The organism is Rugamonas rivuli (assembly GCF_009380165.1).
GTDB classification, from domain to species: domain Bacteria; phylum Pseudomonadota; class Gammaproteobacteria; order Burkholderiales; family Burkholderiaceae_D; genus Rugamonas; species Rugamonas rivuli.
In genome coordinates this window covers 229,268-247,185 of sequence record NZ_WHUF01000003.1, presented here as the reverse complement: position 1 = coordinate 247,185, position 17,918 = coordinate 229,268, and the positions used below count along the sequence as shown (strand labels likewise).

Annotated in this window: 15 protein-coding genes; 10 read left to right on the top strand and 5 right to left on the bottom strand. The window is 62.6% G+C overall.

Going from position 1 to position 17,918, the window contains the following annotated elements; translation table 11 throughout:
• Window positions 1-32: 32 nt before the first annotated feature.
• Complete coding sequence (locus GEV01_RS11445; RefSeq protein ID WP_008446183.1) at window positions 33-1,304, top strand: O-acetylhomoserine aminocarboxypropyltransferase/cysteine synthase family protein; 1,272 nt, start codon at window positions 33-35, stop codon at window positions 1,302-1,304.
• A gap of 93 nt (window positions 1,305-1,397) precedes the next feature.
• Here the strand turns inward: GEV01_RS11445 and GEV01_RS11440 are convergent, their stop codons facing one another.
• The 5 genes from GEV01_RS11440 to ompA all read right to left on the bottom strand — a co-directional run bounded on the left by GEV01_RS11440 (window position 1,398) and on the right by ompA (window position 6,087).
• A complete protein-coding gene (locus GEV01_RS11440) occupies window positions 1,398-2,507 on the bottom strand; it encodes a hypothetical protein (RefSeq protein WP_152804396.1) in 1,110 nt (369 codons plus the stop codon).
• Window positions 2,508-2,633: 126 nt separating this feature from the next.
• Window positions 2,634-3,665: a hypothetical protein gene (locus GEV01_RS11435; protein ID WP_152804394.1), complete on the bottom strand. Its 1,032-nt coding sequence runs from the start codon at window positions 3,663-3,665 to the stop codon at window positions 2,634-2,636.
• Window positions 3,666-3,881: 216 nt separating this feature from the next.
• Window positions 3,882-4,574 (bottom strand): HAD-IA family hydrolase, encoded by a 693-nt coding sequence (locus tag GEV01_RS11430; protein ID WP_152804392.1) that lies wholly within the window; start codon window positions 4,572-4,574, stop codon window positions 3,882-3,884.
• 11 nt (window positions 4,575-4,585) lie between these two features.
• Window positions 4,586-5,281 (bottom strand): bifunctional 2-polyprenyl-6-hydroxyphenol methylase/3-demethylubiquinol 3-O-methyltransferase UbiG, encoded by a 696-nt coding sequence (gene ubiG / locus GEV01_RS11425; protein WP_152804390.1) that lies wholly within the window; start codon window positions 5,279-5,281, stop codon window positions 4,586-4,588.
• Window positions 5,282-5,373: 92 nt separating this feature from the next.
• Window positions 5,374-6,087, bottom strand: coding sequence for an outer membrane protein OmpA (ompA, locus tag GEV01_RS11420; protein WP_152804388.1), 714 nt, complete (start codon window positions 6,085-6,087; stop codon window positions 5,374-5,376).
• Window positions 6,088-6,528: 441 nt separating this feature from the next.
• Between ompA and gyrA the strand changes: the two genes are divergently transcribed.
• The 9 genes from gyrA to rpsA all read left to right on the top strand — a co-directional run bounded on the left by gyrA (window position 6,529) and on the right by rpsA (window position 17,908).
• The gene (gene gyrA, locus GEV01_RS11415; RefSeq protein WP_152804386.1) at window positions 6,529-9,174 is read left to right on the top strand and encodes a DNA gyrase subunit A; all 2,646 of its coding nucleotides are present in this window, start codon (window positions 6,529-6,531) and stop codon (window positions 9,172-9,174) included.
• 112 nt (window positions 9,175-9,286) lie between these two features.
• Entirely contained in the window at window positions 9,287-9,877 is a 591-nt protein-coding gene (locus tag GEV01_RS11410; protein ID WP_152804384.1) for a DUF2059 domain-containing protein, read from the top strand.
• Window positions 9,878-9,887: 10 nt separating this feature from the next.
• Entirely contained in the window at window positions 9,888-10,988 is a 1,101-nt protein-coding gene (gene serC, locus GEV01_RS11405) for a 3-phosphoserine/phosphohydroxythreonine transaminase (protein WP_328595491.1), read from the top strand.
• Window positions 10,989-10,995: 7 nt separating this feature from the next.
• The gene (gene pheA, locus GEV01_RS11400; RefSeq protein ID WP_152804382.1) at window positions 10,996-12,069 is read left to right on the top strand and encodes a prephenate dehydratase; all 1,074 of its coding nucleotides are present in this window, start codon (window positions 10,996-10,998) and stop codon (window positions 12,067-12,069) included.
• Between the two features lie 25 nt (window positions 12,070-12,094).
• On the top strand, window positions 12,095-13,204 hold the full coding sequence (hisC, locus tag GEV01_RS11395; protein ID WP_070269947.1) for a histidinol-phosphate transaminase: 1,110 nt from the start codon (window positions 12,095-12,097) through the stop codon (window positions 13,202-13,204).
• A gap of 5 nt (window positions 13,205-13,209) precedes the next feature.
• Window positions 13,210-14,112 (top strand): prephenate dehydrogenase, encoded by a 903-nt coding sequence (locus tag GEV01_RS11390; protein WP_175023059.1) that lies wholly within the window; start codon window positions 13,210-13,212, stop codon window positions 14,110-14,112.
• 14 nt (window positions 14,113-14,126) lie between these two features.
• Entirely contained in the window at window positions 14,127-15,440 is a 1,314-nt protein-coding gene (aroA, locus tag GEV01_RS11385) for a 3-phosphoshikimate 1-carboxyvinyltransferase (protein ID WP_152804380.1), read from the top strand.
• 14 nt (window positions 15,441-15,454) lie between these two features.
• A complete protein-coding gene (gene cmk / locus GEV01_RS11380; protein WP_152804378.1) occupies window positions 15,455-16,123 on the top strand; it encodes a (d)CMP kinase in 669 nt (222 codons plus the stop codon).
• Window positions 16,124-16,228: 105 nt separating this feature from the next.
• Window positions 16,229-17,908 (top strand): 30S ribosomal protein S1, encoded by a 1,680-nt coding sequence (gene rpsA, locus GEV01_RS11375; protein ID WP_043479897.1) that lies wholly within the window; start codon window positions 16,229-16,231, stop codon window positions 17,906-17,908.
• Window positions 17,909-17,918: the final 10 nt, after the last annotated feature.

Below are 17,918 nucleotides of genomic sequence, written 5' to 3'. Positions count from 1 at the left end.
TGGTTTTTACATAACATCATCGCGGAGACCGTATGAAACTCGAAACCATTGCCGTCCACGGCGGCTACAAGCCCGATCCCACCACGCGCGCTGTGGCGGTGCCGATCTACCAGACCGTCGCCTATGCGTTCGACGACACCCAGCATGGGGCCGACCTGTTCGACCTCAAGGTACCCGGCAATATCTACACCCGCATCATGAACCCGACCCAGGATGTGCTGGAGCAGCGCGTGGCCGCGCTCGAAGGCGGCGTGGCGGCGCTGGCATTGGCCTCTGGCCAGGCCGCCGTCACCTACGCGATCCAGACCATCGCCGAAGCGGGCGATAACATCGTCTCAGCCTCGGCGCTGTATGGCGGCACCTACAATCTGTTTGCCCACACGCTGCCGCAGTTCGGCATCACCACCCGCTTTGCCGATGCGCGCGATCCATCGTCGTTCGATGCGCTGATCGATGAGCGCACCAAGGCCGTGTTCATCGAATCGATCGGCAACCCGCTCGGCAATATCACCGACATCGAGGCCATCGCCGCCATCGCCCACAAGCACGGCGTACCGCTGATCGTCGATAACACCGTCGCCACGCCTTACCTGCTGCGTCCCTTCGAGCACGGCGCCGATATCGTCGTCCATTCGCTGACCAAGTACCTGGGCGGCCATGGCAATTCCATCGGCGGCGCCATCGTCGATTCCGGCAAGTTCCCCTGGGCTGAGCACAAGCAGCGCTTCAAGCGCCTCAACGAGCCGGATGTGTCCTACCACGGCGTGGTCTACACCGAGGCGCTGGGGCCGGCGGCCTACATCGGCCGCGCACGCGTGGTCCCGCTGCGTAACACCGGCGCGGCGATCTCGCCGTTCAATGCCTTCCTGATCCTGCAGGGCATCGAGACGCTGGCGCTGCGCATGGAGCGCATCACCGAGAACGCGCGCAAGGTGGCGCAGTTCCTCAGCACGCACGCCAAGGTCAAGTGGGTCAACTACGCGGGGCTGGAAGACCATCGCGATCACGCGCTGGCCAAGAAGTATCTGGGCGGGCGGCCGTCCGGCGTGCTGACCTTCGGCGTGGAAGGCGGCGTCGAGGGCGGGGCGCGGTTCCAGGATGCGCTGCAGTTGTTTACGCGGCTGGTCAACATCGGCGATGCGAAATCGCTGGCCTGCCATCCGGCGTCGACCACGCACCGTCAGCTCAACGAGGAGGAATTGGCCAAGGCCGGCGTGACGGTGGATACGGTGCGGCTGTCGATAGGCATTGAGCACAGCGACGACCTGCTGGCCGATCTGGCGCAGGCGCTGGCCGCTGTGTAGGAGGAGGGGCGTCATTCCCGCGCAAGCGGGAATCCATGCGCCACGTGATTGGCCGATTCAGCATGGGTTCCCGCCTGCGCGGGAACGACCAGGTCAGGATTTGGTTTTTTCCGGCACGCGGGTGACGAGCACTTCGCCATCGACGATGGTGCAGTCGATGATGTGGTTGCGCGATACCGGCGCGTGCTGCGAAAACAGGTCGTGGTACTTGCCCGGGTCTTCCAGGCGCAGGTCGATGCGGAAGCTCTCCAGATGGTTGGCGGCTTGCGCTTCGCGCAGGCGCTGCTTGCGGATCTCGGCTTCCTTGTCGCTGCGGCCGTGCATCATCGGGCCTTCGAAGTAGCGTATCAGCGCGCATTCGACGATGTCGATGCGGTCCTTCAGCAGCACGTCGGCGGCCACCGGGTTGTCGTTGGCGGGCAGCTCGGCCGGGTCGCCGTCGTCGGAGATCACTTCCACGTTCATGCGCTGGATCAGCAGCAGCATGTCGTTGTCTTCGCTGTGGAGCTGGTGGATCTTCTGCACCGCCGCCAGACGCGCGCGGGCCAGGCGGCCCACCGGATCCTTGGTCTGGCCGACGTACTGCACCTTGCTCTGGAAGGTCAGCGAATTCTCGTACTGCTGCAGCACGTCGTGGATCGACAGCGCTTCGATCAAGCCGCCCCAGTTCAGGGTGATGAAGCGGTCGGTGACGACCACGCTCGGCTTTTTCAGCGTGGCGGCGAACGGCACTTCCAGCTCGATGGTGATGCTGTCGCGTTTTTCGTCGGCGCCGACCAGGATGGGCACCGTCAGCTTCAGCGAGAAGAAGCCCCAGCTGGTGCTGCGGCTGGCGTCGAAACGCACGCGTGGACGGTTGACGGCGAAATAGATCAGACGTTTTTCCATGGTCGCTTCCAGGTCGAACTGCATGCGGCGCAGGTGGCGGCCGACCGGGTCGCGGATGTCGGGAATTTCAGGGAAACCGGCCACCAGGTCGTACCAGTGGAACTTGGCGTCGGCCACGGTGACGACCCAGGTTTGCGGCGCGGCGGTACGCTGCGGCATCAGCGGCAGCAGTTCGTCGATCGCCTCGGTCGGCGGGGCCAGCAGGTCGTGGAACGGTTCAGGCGCCTCGGCAAACAGCGCCCCTACGCCCAATTCCTCGGGGGAGGGATCGGGATAGTCGTCGTCAGCGATTAGTTCAGGGTAATCGCTCGGCATGGCGTGCGCTCCAGGATCTCAGTAGTTGTTTGCAATAGTATAGTACGTCCCCGAGGATATTTCCACATGGCAATCTAGAGGCGGCGACAATTCTTCACGCAATGTAACACCGCTGGCGTTTCGTTGTCAGCCCTTTGCACCTTTGGCCTGCGGCGGCAGCGGCAGGGGCGCCACCTTGGCCTGGCCGTCGGCGATGAAGCAGCTCAGCAGGTGGCGCTTGGCGCTGTCCACCTGCCCGGAGCACAGGTAGTTGTAGCGTCCGGCGTCGGGGTATTGCAGGTCGATGGTGAACTGCGCCAGGTTTTGCCCGGCCTGCACGGCGCCCAGGCGGGCGGCGCGCAGCGTGCGCTGCTCATGATTGCGCGTGGCGGCGCCTTCGAAATAATGGATCAGGGCCGCTTCCACCACGTCCATGCGCTCGCCCTGCAGGGTGTCGGCCGCCAGCGGATCGGCGTACTGCGGCGCTTCGGCCGGATCGCCGTCGGCGCAGCTGACCTGCACGTCCAGCTGCTGCACCAGCAGCAGCGTGTCGAAATGCTCGCTGTGCTGCGCGTGCAGCTTTTGCAGCGCCGGCAGGCGGCCCTTGCCCAGGCGGGCGTCGTTGTCGCGGGTCTGGCCGACGTAGACCACCTTGCTCGGGATCTTCAGCGCGTGGGCATAGTTTTGCAGGATGTCGTGGATGGAGAACGCCTCGATCAGGCCGCCCCAGTTCAGGGTGACGAAGTTCGGCGTCAGCATCACGGTCGGCTTTTTCATGGTGGCCGCGAACGGCACCTTGAGCTCGATGGTGATGCTTTCCTTGGCCTCGTCGGCCCCCATCAGCAGCGGCAGCGTCAGCTTGAGCGAGAAGAAGCCCCACTGGATCGCGCCCTTGATGTCGAAGCGCACGCGCGGCCGGATCACGGCGAAGAACAGGTGGTGCTTGGCCGCCAGCGCCTCCAGTTCGAACTGCATGCGGCGCTGGTAGCGGCCGATCGGGTCGCGGATGTCCGGCGTCTCAGGGAAGCCCGCCACCAGGTCGTACCAGTGGTATTTGGCGTCGGCGACGCTGACCATCCAGCTTTGCGGTGCGCCGGCTTCAAGCGGTGGAAGGGGAAGGACGTGGTACTGCTCGGAGTTGGGCTGCGAGGTTGGGGCAGCCAGCTCAGGAAAATTCATGATGCTCCTGAATGGAAAGTTGAGATAGTGGTGACTGTCTCTCTTTCCATTCAGCGAGGTTGTGGCTTGCAGGAAGTAAGTGATACTACGCAGTCGACGCCGATTATACGGAGTTCAACTTGTTGAACAACCAATTAGTGTGCCTGTTCAAATGGCAGCGATATCATTGACTCGTCTATACAACGGTTAGCGTTATCAAATGCCAAATCGCCAATCTTACGCGGCCAGTTCGGATCTGCCCGACAACGATTCCTGCATCAGGGCCAGCAATTCCGACGGATGGCCGAACAGGTAGTCGGCCTGCCAAGCTTGCGGTTCGACCGGGCCGCAGTAGCCCCAGCCGCAGGCGATGGTCGGCATGCCGGCGGCCTTGCCGGCCTGGATGTCGCGCAAGTCGTCGCCCACGTACCAGCATTGTTCCGGCGCCAGGCCGAGGCGGGCGGCCGCTTCGAACAGCGGGGCAGGGTGGGGCTTGGCGTGCGCCGTGGTGTCGCCCGACACCGCGCAGCCCGCGTGGCCCAGGCCGATCTGCGGCAGCAGCGGATCGGTGAAGCGCGCCGGCTTGTTGGTGACGATGCCCCATTGCAGCCCGGCCTGCTCGATGCCGGCCAGCAGCTCGACGATGCCGGGGAACAGCGTGCTGTGCACTGCCATCGCCGCCTGGTAGTTGGCGAAGAAGCCGTCGCGCAGCGGAATGAAACCCTCGTCCTCCGGTTTCAGGCCGAAGGCCGCGCCTATCATGCCGCGCGCGCCGGCCGAGGCGGTCGGGCGCAGCAGTTCGTAGGCGGTCGGTTCCAGGCCGCGCTCGGTGCGCAGCAGGTTGACGGCGGCCGCCAGGTCGGGGGCGGTGTCGGCCAGCGTGCCGTCGAGGTCGAACAGGATGGCGCGCGGAGGATTGATCTGGGTCATAAACGGTTTCTTTACAGCGGACGGGTGGTGGCCACCAGGTAGTTGACGCTGGTGTCGTCGTTGAGGGAATAGATCTTGGTCAGCGGGTTGTAGCCCATGCCCTTGAAACCCTGCACGTCGAGGCCGGCGCTGCGGATGAACTGCGACAGTTCGGACGGCGTGATGAACTTGTCGTAGTCGTGGGTGCCCTTGGGCAGCATGCGCAGCAGGTACTCGGCGCCGAGGATGGCGAACAGGTAGGCCTTGGGGTTGCGGTTCAGCGTAGAGAAGAACACATGGCCGCCCGGCTTGACCAGCGTGGCGGCGGCGCGCACGATGGCGCCCGGGTCCGGCACGTGCTCCAGCATTTCCATGCAGGTGACGACGTCGTACTGGCCCGCCTCCTGGGCCGCCATCTCTTCGGCGGCGATCAGCTTGTAGCGCACGGCCACGCCCGATTCCAGGCTGTGCAGGTCGGCCACCTTCAGCGCTTTTTCCGACAGGTCGATGCCGGTCACGGTGGCGCCCTTGCGCGCCATCGATTCGCTCAGGATGCCGCCGCCGCAGCCGATGTCGATCACCTTCTTGCCGGCCAGCGGCGCGCGCGCGTTGATCCACTCCAGGCGCAGCGGGTTAATCTCGTGCAGCGGACGGAACTCGGAAGTCGGGTCCCACCAGCGATGGGCGAGGTCGGAAAATTTCTGCAGTTCTAATGGATCGGCGTTCATGAGTGCAATCGTGTTGGGTATGCCCGCTATTTTAACTCGCGGGACGAAAAAAAACCCCGCCGGAGCGGGGTCTTAAGCTGCGGTACGAGCAATTACTTGCTGGTGCCGACTACTTCGATTTCTACGCGACGGTTCTTGGCGCGGCCTTCTGCAGTTTTGTTGTCTGCAACTGGCTGTTTCTCGCCTTTGCCTTCGGTGTACACGCGGTTAGCTTCAACGCCTTTGGAGATGATGTAGGCTTTGACGGCTTCAGCGCGGCGTACCGACAGCTTCTGGTTGTATTCATCGCTACCAACGGAGTCGGTGTGGCCGACGGCGATGATGACTTCCAGGTTGATCGAACCCAGTTTCGAGGTCACGTCGTCCAGTTTCGCTTTGCCTTCTGGTTTCAGAACGGCTTTGTCGAAGTCGAAGAACGCGTCCGCTGCGAAGCTGACTTTTTGTGCGGTTGGCACTGGAGCGACTGGCTTAGGTGCTGGAACGGCTGCTGGTGCGACTGGCGCAGGAGCTGCTACAGGAGCTGGAGCGACGCATTTGCCGTCAACCAGTTTCTCTGGCTCGTTGCAGATCGGCAGATCGCAACCTGGAACGGCATCAGCCGGGGTCCAGTAGCCGGTGCGCCAGCACAGACCGAATGGATCGCGAGCGATCACACCGCGTGCATCTTGCACGTAGGCGCTTTTCGGGGTTGCTGCCTTGATGTCCTGGGTAACAGGTGCGTAAGGAGGGGCGGTTGGCGCGGTTTGTGCAATGGCCGAGCCGGCGAATGCAGCCGAGATGGCCAACATAGAAATCAGTTTTTTCATATTTTTCTTCCTTTCGGGGGTGATATCCGCAGAAAAACTGCGCGACGTAGTGATACGTGGGGCGAATTCTACCACGCAGGGGCGTCACGCCTGTCTCCCGATTGCGAAACGAGCAATTAACTTCTAATCCATTTTGCCACAAGCTATCTTTGGACGTGAAAAGGGTCCAACACGAGCCCTTTTTGATTCCGACCAAAATGTTGTTTTGTTGCAACGTGATTATCGATAATAATTGAGTAATGTGTCATGAATATTACATGGCGTTACAAGCTGCGCAGCCCGCAGCGGCGGGGGCTCCGCCGGAATTGTGCTGGTTGCCGTGCGCGCATGCTAAAATCGCACGCTTGCCTGTCCGTAGTGAGGGGCGACGTTAGAAATGCAGTAAGTGCGGCATACATTGCTTAAAAGATAAACCACAGTCAAAGATCAGTCGACCCGCCAATGGATCAATTCGCAAAAGAAACAATCCCTATTTCCCTCGAAGAAGAGATGCGCAAGAGCTACCTCGATTACGCCATGAGCGTGATCGTCGGCCGCGCCTTGCCGGACGTGCGCGACGGCCTCAAGCCTGTGCACCGCCGGGTCCTCTTCGCGATGCACGAAATGAACAACGTGTGGAACCGCCCTTACGTCAAATGCGCCCGTGTGGTGGGCGAGACGATGGGTAAGTACCACCCGCACGGCGACGCGTCGATTTACGACACGCTGGTCCGTATGGCGCAGGATTTCTCGCTGCGCTACATGCTGGTCGACGGCCAGGGTAACTTCGGTTCGGTCGACGGCGACGGCGCCGCGGCGATGCGTTACACCGAGTGCCGCCTGGACAAGATCTCCGCCGAGCTGCTGGCCGATATCGACAAGGAAACCGTCGACTTCCAGCCCAACTACGACGGCAAGGAAAAAGAGCCGACGGTACTGCCTACCCGCATCCCCAACCTGCTGATCAACGGCTCGTCGGGTATCGCGGTCGGCATGGCGACCAACATCCCGCCGCACAACCTGCATGAAGTGATCGCCGGCGCGCTGCACGTGCTGCGCAATCCGCAATGCTCGATCGACGAGCTGATCGAACTGATCCCTGCGCCGGACTTCCCGACCGGCGGCACGATCTACGGCGTCTCGGGCGTGCGCGACGGTTATCGCACCGGCCGCGGCCGCGTGGTGATGCGCGCCAAGACCCACTACGAAGAATACGGCAAGGACGGCGGCCGCACCGCCATCATCGTTGACGAGCTGCCGTACCAGGTCAACAAGAAATCGCTGCTGGAACGCATCGCCGAAAACGTGCGCGACAAGAAGCTCGAAGGCATTTCCGACATCCGCGACGAGTCCGACAAGTCGGGCATGCGCGTGGTCATCGAACTGAAGCGCGGCGAAGTGCCGGAAGTGGTGCTGAACAATCTGTACAAACAGACCCAGCTGCAAGACACTTTCGGCATGAACATGGTGGCCCTGGTCGACGGCCAGCCGCGCCTGCTGAACCTGAAGGAAATGCTGCAATGCTTCCTGTCGCACCGTCGCGAAGTGGTCACGCGCCGCACCGTGTTCGAGCTGCGCAAGGCGCGCGAGCGCGGCCACGTGCTGGAAGGCCTGGCCGTGGCGCTGGCCAACATCGACGACTTCATCGCCCTGATCAAGACGGCGCCGACGCCGCCGGTGGCGAAAACCGCCCTGATGGACCGTTCCTGGGATTCGTCGCTGGTGCGCGAGATGCTGGCCCGTACCAGCGAAGGCAGCACCGTCGGCGGCATCGAGGCGTTCCGTCCGGAGCACCTGCCTAAGCACTACGGCATCCAGCCTGACGGCATGTACCGTCTGTCGGACGACCAGGCGCAAGAGATTCTGCAGATGCGTCTGCAACGCCTGACCGGCCTGGAACAGGACAAGATCGTCAACGAGTACAAGGACGTGATGGCGGAAATCGCCGACCTGCTGGACATCCTGGCCAAGCCGGAACGCGTGACCACCATCATCACCGACGAGATGACCCACGTGGTCAACGAATTCGGCGACCCGCAGAAGGATCCGCGCCGCTCCAACATCGAGCACAACGCGACCGACCTGGGCACCGAAGACCTGATCACGCCGCAGGACATGGTCGTGACCTTGTCGCACACCGGCTACATGAAGGCGCAGCCGATCAGCGAATACCGTTCGCAGAAACGCGGCGGGCGCGGCAAGCAGGCCATGGCGACCAAAGAGGAAGACTGGATCGACCAGCTGTTCATCGCCAACACGCACGATTACATCCTGTGCTTCTCCAACCGTGGCCGCATGTACTGGCTCAAGGTGTGGGAAGTGCCGCAAGGTTCGCGCAACTCGCGCGGCAAGCCTATCGTCAATATGTTCCCGCTGGCGGACAATGAGAAGATCACCGTTATCCTGCCGCTGTCCGGCGATAACCGCACCTTCCCTGAAGACCACTACGTGTTCATGTCGACCAGCCTGGGCACCGTGAAGAAGACGCCGCTGAAAGACTTCAGCAATCCGCGCAAGGCCGGCATCATCGCGGTCGACCTGGACGAGGGCGACTTCCTGATCGGCGCGGCGCTGACCGACGGCGAGCACGACGTGATGCTGTTCTCCGACGCCGGCAAGGCCGTGCGCTTCGACGAGAACGACGTGCGTCCGATGGGCCGCAATGCCCGTGGCGTGCGCGGCATGAACCTGGACGAAGGCCAGCGCGTGATCGCGCTGCTGGTGGCGGAAAACGAGCAGCAGTCCGTGCTGACGGCTACCGAGAACGGCTTCGGCAAACGTACTCCGATCACCGAGTACACCCGCCATGGCCGTGGTACCAAGGGCATGATCGCGATTCAGACCTCCGAGCGTAACGGCAAGGTAGTGGCGGCAACGCTGGTCGATTCGACCGACGAAATCATGCTGATCACCACCGGCGGCGTGCTGATTCGCACCCGCGTGGCCGAGATCCGCGAGATGGGCCGCGCCACCCAGGGCGTGACCCTGATCGCGGTGGAGGATGGCACCAAGCTGTCCGGCCTGCAGCGCGTGGTGGAGACCGACATCGACGAAGTCGAGCTGGAACCGGGCCCCGACGCCAAGCCAGACGAAGCTCAAGCTGAGTAAGTCCTAGCAAACACGCCCCCGGATGCGAGTCCGGGGTCAGCGGGGTCAGGTTTATTTCGCGGATAAATGCGACAATAAGGCTGGCCCCGTTTTTATTTTTTGAGACCATAAAATGAAAAAAATCCTGGCAACGCTGGTAACTTCCCTGGCCCTGATCGGCGCCGCTCCCGTCTACGCGCAGGCCGACGCCGCGTCCACCGCCGCCGCCCAAGAGCTGTTCGACGCGATGAACCTGCGCTCGGTGATGACCGGCGTGATGCAGCAGATGTCGCAAAACCTCGGCACGTCGATGCGCGCCGGCGCCGAGGCGGCGATCAAGAACAACCCGACGACCACGCCGGAACAGAAGAAGCAGGCGCTGGCCAAGATGGAAGCCGAACTGCCGCCCGCCATCAGCACCTTGCAGAGCGCCATCAACGATCCGGCCATGATCGACGAGATCCTCGCCGAATCGGTGCCGCTGTACGCCCGCACCTACAACGCCGATGAACTGAAGCAGATCGCCGCCTTCTACCGCTCGCCGGTGGGCGCCAAGATGCTCGCCACCATGCCCAAGCTGACCGCCGAGAGCATGCAGATCGGCCAGGCGATCGCGATGCGCCGCCTTGGCCCGCTGATGCAGCAGCAACAGGTGCAGCACCAGCAGGCGCAGGCGCAGGAGCAGGAACAAAAGCAGAAGACGAAACAACCCGCCAAAAAATAAGGACCGCAACGTGACTCATATCTACAACTTCTCCGCCGGCCCTGCCGTATTGCCGAAGGAAGTGCTGGCGCAAGCCGCTGCCGAAATGCTGGACTGGCATGGCAGCGGCATGTCCGTCATGGAGATGAGCCACCGCGGGCCGGAGTTTATTTCGATTTACAAGGCAGCCGAGCGCGATCTGCGCGAGCTGCTGGCAGTACCGGACAATTACAAGATCTTGTTCATGCAGGGCGGCGGACTGTCGCAGAACGCCCTGATCCCGCTGAACCTCGCCGGCCACAAGCCGCAGCCAGCGACCATCGATTTCATTCATACCGGCTCGTGGTCGGCCAAGTCCATCAAGGAAGCCGCCAAGTACGCCAACGTGAACGTCGCCGCATCGTCGGCGACGTCGGTGCCGCCGCAATCGGAGTGGAAGCTCACGCCCGGCGCCGCCTACCTGCACATGTGCACCAACGAGACCATCGACGGCGTCGAGTACGACTTTGATTCGGGTGTTCCCGCATCTCAGGAAGGCGTGCTGCTGGTGGCCGACATGTCCTCGCACATCCTGTCGCGCCGCATCGACGTATCAAAGTACGGTTTGATCTTCGCCGGCGCGCAGAAGAACATCGGCCCGGCCGGCGTCACCATCGTCATCGTGCGCGAAGACCTGCTGGGCAAGGCGCTGCCTGCCTGCCCGTCGGCGTTCGACTTCAAGCTGGTGGCCGACAACGAGTCGATGTACAACACGCCGCCCACCTACGGCATCTACATCGCCGGCCTGGTGTTCCAGTGGCTGAAGCAGCAGGGCGGCGTGGCCGAGATGGAGCGCCGCGCCATCGCCAAGGCCAAGCTGCTGTACGACGCGCTCGACGCCAGCGATTTTTATGAAACCCGCGTAGCGAAATCCAACCGCTCGCGCATGAACGTTCCCTTCTACCTGAAGGACGAAAGCAAGAACGAAGCATTCCTGGCCGGCGCCAAAGCGCGCGGCCTGCTGCAACTGAAGGGCCACAAGTCCGTCGGCGGTATGCGCGCATCGATCTACAACGCGATGCCTATCGAGGGCGTGCAAGCGCTCGTAGACTACTTGAACGAATTTGCCTCCAGTGCAGGCGCCGGAAAATAGACCCATCATGAACGACAAACTGACACCCCTGCGCGAGCAGATCGACGCCATCGATGCGCAGATCCTCGACCTGTTGAACCAGCGCGCCAAAGTGGCGCAGCAAGTCGGCCACGTCAAGGCCGAGACCAACGCGCCGGTGTTCCGTCCCGAACGCGAGGCGCAGGTGCTGCGCGGCGTGGCCGATCGCAATCCCGGCCCGATGGGCAACGTCGAGCTGCAAACCATCTGGCGCGAGATCATGTCCGCCTGCCGCTCGCTGGAGAAGCGCGTCACCATCGCCTTCCTCGGCCCGGCCGGCACCTACAGCGAGCAGGCTGTGTACCAGCAGTTCGGCACCGCCGTCGACGTGCTGCCTTGCTCGTCGATCGACGAAGTGTTCCGCGCCACCGAAGCCGGCACCGCCGAATTCGGCGTGGTGCCGGTCGAGAATTCGACCGAAGGCGCCATCGGCCGCACGCTGGACCTGCTGCTGCATACGCCGCTGACCATCAGCGGCGAGGTGTCCATCGCCGTGCGTCACAGCCTGCTGACCGGCACCGGCAATATGGACGGCGTCACCGCCATCTGCGCCCACGCGCAGGCGCTGGCGCAGTGCCAGATCTGGTTGAACAACAACTACCCTGAGATCGAACGCCGCGCCGTGTCGTCCAACGCCGAAGCGGCCCGCATGGCGCGCGACGACCACACCATCGCCGCGATTGCCGGCGAGCGCGCGGGCGTGCGCTACAGCCTGGGCACGGTCAAGGCCAATATCCAGGACGACCCGCACAACCGCACGCGCTTCGCCGTGATCGGCCACCTGCAGGCCGGCCCGTCGGGCAAGGACCGCACGTCGCTGGCGCTGGCCGCGCCGCACAAGGCGGGCTCCATCTACCGCCTGCTTGGTTCGCTGGCCCGCCACAATGTGTCGATGACGCGCTTCGAATCGCGCCCGGCCCGCACCGGCACCTGGGAATACTACTTCTACGTCGACGTCGAAGGTCATGTGCATGACGAATCCGTGACCAAGGCGCTCGATGAACTGCAAGGCAATGCAGCCTTCTTCAAGGTGCTGGGTTCCTACCCGGTCAGCCTGACCTAATTCGTAACTTCAATAGAGAGAGACCATGTCCAAGAACTACGGCCCGGAATACGTCCGCGCTATCGCTCCTTACCAAGCCGGCAAACCGATTGCGGAAGTCGCGCGCGAATTCGGCCTCGATGAAGAGGCTATCGTCAAACTGGCGTCGAACGAGAACCCGTTCGGCGTGCCGCCGTCGGCAGTGCAGGCGATGACCGCCGCCGCCGCGGACCTGGGCCGCTACCCGGACGCCAACGGTTTCGACCTGAAGGGCGCGCTGTCCAAGCGCTACGACGTGCCGGCCGAGTGGATCACGCTGGGCAACGGCAGCAACGACATCCTGGAAATCGCCGCCCACGCCTTCGTCGAGCGCGGCCAGTCGGTGGTGTACTCGCAGTATTCGTTCGCCGTGTACGCGCTGGCGACCCAGGGCGTCGGCGCGCGCCACATCGTGGTGCCGGCCAAGGACTACGGCCATGACCTGCCGGCCATGCTGGCCGCGATCCAGGAAGACACCCGCCTGGTCTTCATCGCCAACCCGAACAACCCGACCGGCACCTTCATCCCAGCCGCCGACATCCAGGCCTTCCTGGATAAGGTGCCTGCTGGCGTAGTGGTAGTGCTGGACGAGGCCTACAACGAATTCCTGGCTGAAGAAAACCAGTTCGAATCGGCGGAGTGGGTCAAGAAGTACCCGAACCTGCTGGTGTCGCGCACCTTCTCCAAGGCTTACGGCCTGGCCGGTCTGCGCGTGGGCTTCGGCATCGCCCAGCCGGCGCTGACGGACCTGATGAACCGCATCCGCCAGCCGTTCAACGTCAACTCGATGGCGCAGGCTGCGGCCATCGCGGCGCTGAACGACAAGGCTTTCCTGAAGCAGAGCGCCACCAACAACGCCGCCGGCTACCAGCAGTTCACCGAAGCGTTCGACAAGCTGGGCCTGCAGTATGTGCCGTCGTACGGTAACTTCGTGCTGGTCAAGGTCGGCAACGATCTGGCGGCCGGCGCGCGCGTCAACCTGGCGTTGCTGAAGCAGGGCGTGATCGTGCGTCCGGTCGGTAACTACGGCTTGCCGGAATGGCTGCGTATCTCCATCGGCCTGCCGCAGGAAAACGCGGTGCTGATCGCGGCGCTGACCAAGGCACTGGCGCAGTAATGCTCATGCTGAACAAGGTCGTCATCTTTGGCGTGGGCCTGATCGGCGGATCGTTCGCGCGGTCGCTGAAGAAGGCCGGCGCCGTCGGCAGCGTGGTCGGCATGGGGCGCTCCGCCGCCTCGCTGAAGCGCGCGCAGGAGCTGGGCATCATCGACGTGATCGGCAGCGACATGGGTGAGGCGCTGGACGGCGCCGACCTGGTGCTGCTGGCCGCGCCGGTGGCGCAGACCGAGGCTATCCTGGCGGCGATTGCGCCGCACCTGCAGCCGGGCACCGTCGTCACCGATGCGGGCAGCACCAAGTCCGACGTGGTGGCGTCGGCGCGGCGCGCGCTGGGCGGCAAGATCGCCCAGTTCGTACCGGGCCATCCGATTGCCGGCCGCGAGACCAACGGCCCCGAGGCGGCTATCGACGATCTGTACGTCGGCAAGAAGGTGGTGCTGACGGCATTGGATGAAAACGCGGAGGCCGACGTGGAACGCGTGGCCGCCGCCTGGCGTGCCTGCGATGCGATCATCCATCGTTTGACGCCGCAAGAACATGACAAGGTGTTTGCCGCCGTGAGCCATCTGCCGCATTTGCTGGCGTATGCCCTGGTGGACGACATCGCGAACAAACCGCATGCAGATTTACTGTTCCAGTATGCGGCCAGTGGCTTCCGCGATTTCACAAGGATCGCCGGATCGTCGCCCGAAATGTGGCGCGACATCAGCCTGGCCAACCAGTCGGCATTGTTGACGGAGCTGGATTCCTATCTGGCACAATTGACGGGCCTGCGCGCCCGTCTCGCCGCCGGCGACGGGGCAGGACTGGAGAGCGTGTACAACAACGCCCAGCGCGCCCGCCACCAGTGGATTACAGCGATCGAGGCGGCCGAGGCGCCGCCGTCGCAAGACAAGGCAGACTAAATCAGGAAATCAGCATGACTCACGAATATATCGACCTGCAAACGGTCGCCCATGTGCAAGGCGCCGTGCGCCTGCCTGGCTCGAAATCCATCTCCAACCGCATCCTGCTGTTGTCCGCGCTGTCGCAGGGCGACGTCGCCATCGTCGACCTGCTGGCCTCCGACGACACCGCCGTGATGCTGGCCGCGCTGCGCTCGCTGGGCGTGCAGTGGACCGAAGAGAAAACCGCCACCGGCACCATCCACCATGTCAAGGGCGTGGCGGGTGTGCTGCCGAATAAATCGGCCGACCTCTTCATGGGCAACGCCGGCACCGCGATCCGTCCGCTGACCGCCGCGCTGGCCGTCATCGGCGGCGACTACACGCTGCACGGCGTGCCGCGTATGCACGAGCGTCCGATCGGCGACCTGGTCGACGCGCTCAACGCCGCCGGCACCAACGTCGAATACACCGGCAACCCGGGCTTCCCGCCGCTGCACATCAAGCAGGGCAAGATCCACGCGCAGCGCCTGTCGGTGCGCGGCGATGTGTCGAGCCAGTTCCTGACCGCGCTGCTGATGGTGGCGCCGCTGATGGCGCGCGAGCACGCCATCACCATCGACGTCATCGGCGAGCTGATCTCCAAGCCCTACATCGAAATCACGCTGAACCTGATCCGCCGCTTCGGCGTGACGGTCGGGCAGAACGGCTGGGAATCCTTCACCATCGAACCCGGCCAGGTCTACCAGTCGCCGGGCGCCATCCACGTCGAGGGCGACGCTTCGTCGGCGTCCTACTTCCTGGCGGCCGGCGCGATTGCCGGCGGCCCGGTGCGCGTTGAAGGCGTGGGCAAGGACAGCATCCAGGGCGACGTGCGCTTCGCCGCCGCGCTGGAGCAGATGGGCGTGCAGATCACCATGGGCGACAACTGGATCGAAGCCAAATCGAACGGCGTATTGAAAGCCATCGACGCCGACTTCAACCACATCCCCGACGCCGCCATGACCATCGCCATCGCCGCGCTGTACGCCGACGGCACCAGCACGCTGCGCAACATCGCCAGCTGGCGCGTCAAGGAAACCGACCGCATCGCCGCCATGGCGACCGAGCTGCGCAAGGTCGGCGCCATCGTGGAAGAGGGCAGCGACTACATCAAGGTTACGCCGCCGGCCGTCATCACGCCTGCTACCATCGATACCTATGACGACCACCGCATGGCGATGTGCTTCTCGCTGGTGTCGCTGGACGGCGCGGCCCGCAAGGGCAACGTCATGCGCATCAACGATCCCAAGTGCGTGGGCAAGACCTTCCCCGAGTATTTCGCGGCATTTGCCGCCATAGCAAAATAAGCAAAGTAAAACAAATGGCAACTTCCGCAATTCCAGTCATCACCATCGACGGCCCTACCGCATCCGGCAAGGGCACGGTCGCACATCGCGTTGCCGATACGCTCGGCTTCCATTACCTGGATTCCGGCGCCCTGTACCGCTTGACGGCGCTGTCGGCCCTGCGCCGCGGCACCGACCTGGCCGACGAGCATGCGCTGGCCAAGCTGGCCGAGCACCTGCAATGCAGCTTCCAGGGCGGCGACATCATCCTGTCGCATGAAAACGTCACCGACGCCATCCGCGCGGAAGAGGTCGGCAACACCGCTTCAAAAATTGCAACATTTCCCTCCGTGCGACACGCGCTGGTGGGGCTGCAACTGGGTTTCCGCAAGGCTCCGGGCGTGGTCGCCGATGGCCGCGACATGGGCTCGGTGATCTTCCCGCATGCGGCTTTGAAGGTGTTTTTGACCGCCAGTGTGGCGGCCCGCGCGGAGCGCCGATATAAGCAATTGATTGGCAAGGGATTTTCTGCTAATATGGAAGACCTACTGATGGATTTGCAGGCGCGTGACGACCGGGATACAAACCGGGCCATCGCGCCGCTGGTCCCCGCAGAGGGGGCGCATGTGCTCGACACCTCGGAAATGACGGCTGATGAAGCGGTCGACCAGGTGTTGCAGTGGTATGCGGCCATCGGTAAATAGCACGTGTCGCGGTCGCTCTGAGGACTGCGGCGTTTATTAACCTCAACCCAACTGAAGTCGCATATCGCGAGCCTTGTTGGTAACCTGGAAGTTACAATGTCTAATATGGAAAGTTTTGCAGCCCTCTTCGAAGAGTCCCTGTCGCGTCAAGACATGCGTTCGGGCGAAGTGATCTCGGCTGAAGTCGTTCGTCTGGATCACAACTTCGTGATCGTCAACGCCGGCCTGAAATCGGAAGCATTCATCCCTGTTGAAGAATTCAAGAACGACCACGGCGAACTGGAAGTCAAAGTAGGCGACTTCGTTTCCGTGGCGATCGAATCGCTGGAAAACGGTTTCGGCGATACCATCCTGTCGCGCGACAAAGCCAAGCGTCTGGCTTCGTGGCTGGCACTGGAAAAAGCAATGGAATCGGGCGAAATCGTCGTCGGTACCGTCAATGGTAAAGTCAAGGGCGGCCTGACCGTTCTGACCAACGGCATCCGCGCGTTCCTGCCAGGCTCCCTGGTTGACACCCGTCCAGTTAAAGACACCACCCCATTCGAAGGCAAAACCCTCGAATTCAAAGTGATCAAACTGGACCGCAAGCGTAACAACGTCGTTCTGTCCCGCCGCGCTGTCATCGAAGCTTCGATGGGCGAAGAGCGTCAGAAGCTGATGGAAACGCTGAAAGAAGGCACGGTCGTGACCGGCGTCGTCAAAAACATCACCGACTACGGCGCGTTCGTGGATCTGGGCGGTATCGACGGCCTGCTGCACATCACCGACCTGGCATGGCGTCGTGTGCGTCACCCATCGGAAGTGCTGACCGTTGGCCAGGAAATCACCGCCAAGGTTCTGAAGTACGATCAAGAGAAGAACCGTGTGTCCCTGGGCGTTAAGCAACTGGGCGACGATCCTTGGACCGGTCTGTCCCGTCGTTACCCACAAGGCACCCGCCTGTTCGGTAAAGTCACGAACCTGACCGACTACGGCGCGTTCGTTGAAGTTGAACAAGGCATCGAAGGCCTGGTTCACGTTTCCGAAATGGACTGGACCAACAAAAACGTCGCTCCAAACAAAGTTGTCCAGCTGGGCGACGAAGTTGAAGTGATGGTTCTGGAAATCGACGAAGAGCGTCGCCGTATTTCGCTGGGCATGAAACAGTGCAAAGCAAATCCATGGGATGACTTCGGCGTGACCCACAAGAAGGGCGATAAAGTCCGTGGCGCGATCAAGTCGATCACCGACTTCGGCGTGTTCATCGGCCTGGCCGGCAACATCGACGGCCTGGTACACCTGTCCGACCTGTCCTGGACCGAAACCGGCGAAGAAGCCGTACGTCGCTTCAAGAAAGGTGACGAACTGGAAGCCATCGTTCTGGCCATCGACGTTGAGCGCGAGCGCGTTTCCCTGGGCGTTAAGCAACTGGAAGGCGACCCATTCAACAACTTCGCAGCCATGAACGACAAAGGCGCACTGGTAACCGGCACCGTTAAATCGGTTGAGCCTAAAGGCGCCGTGATCCAACTGTCCGAAGAAGTTGAAGGCTACCTGCGCGCGTCGGAAATCTCGCGTGACCGCGTGGAAGATGCTGGCACCCACCTGAAAGTCGGCGATTCCGTCGAAGCTCTGGTGATCAACATCGACCGCAAAGCACGTTCGATCCAACTGTCGATCAAAGCTAAAGATAGCGCTGAAACTGCAGAAGCCATGCAGAAGATGGCAGCGACCGACAACAACGCAGCTTCGGGCACCACCAGCCTGGGCGCGCTGTTGAAAGCTAAGTTCGATAACAAGAACTAAGAACTAGTCG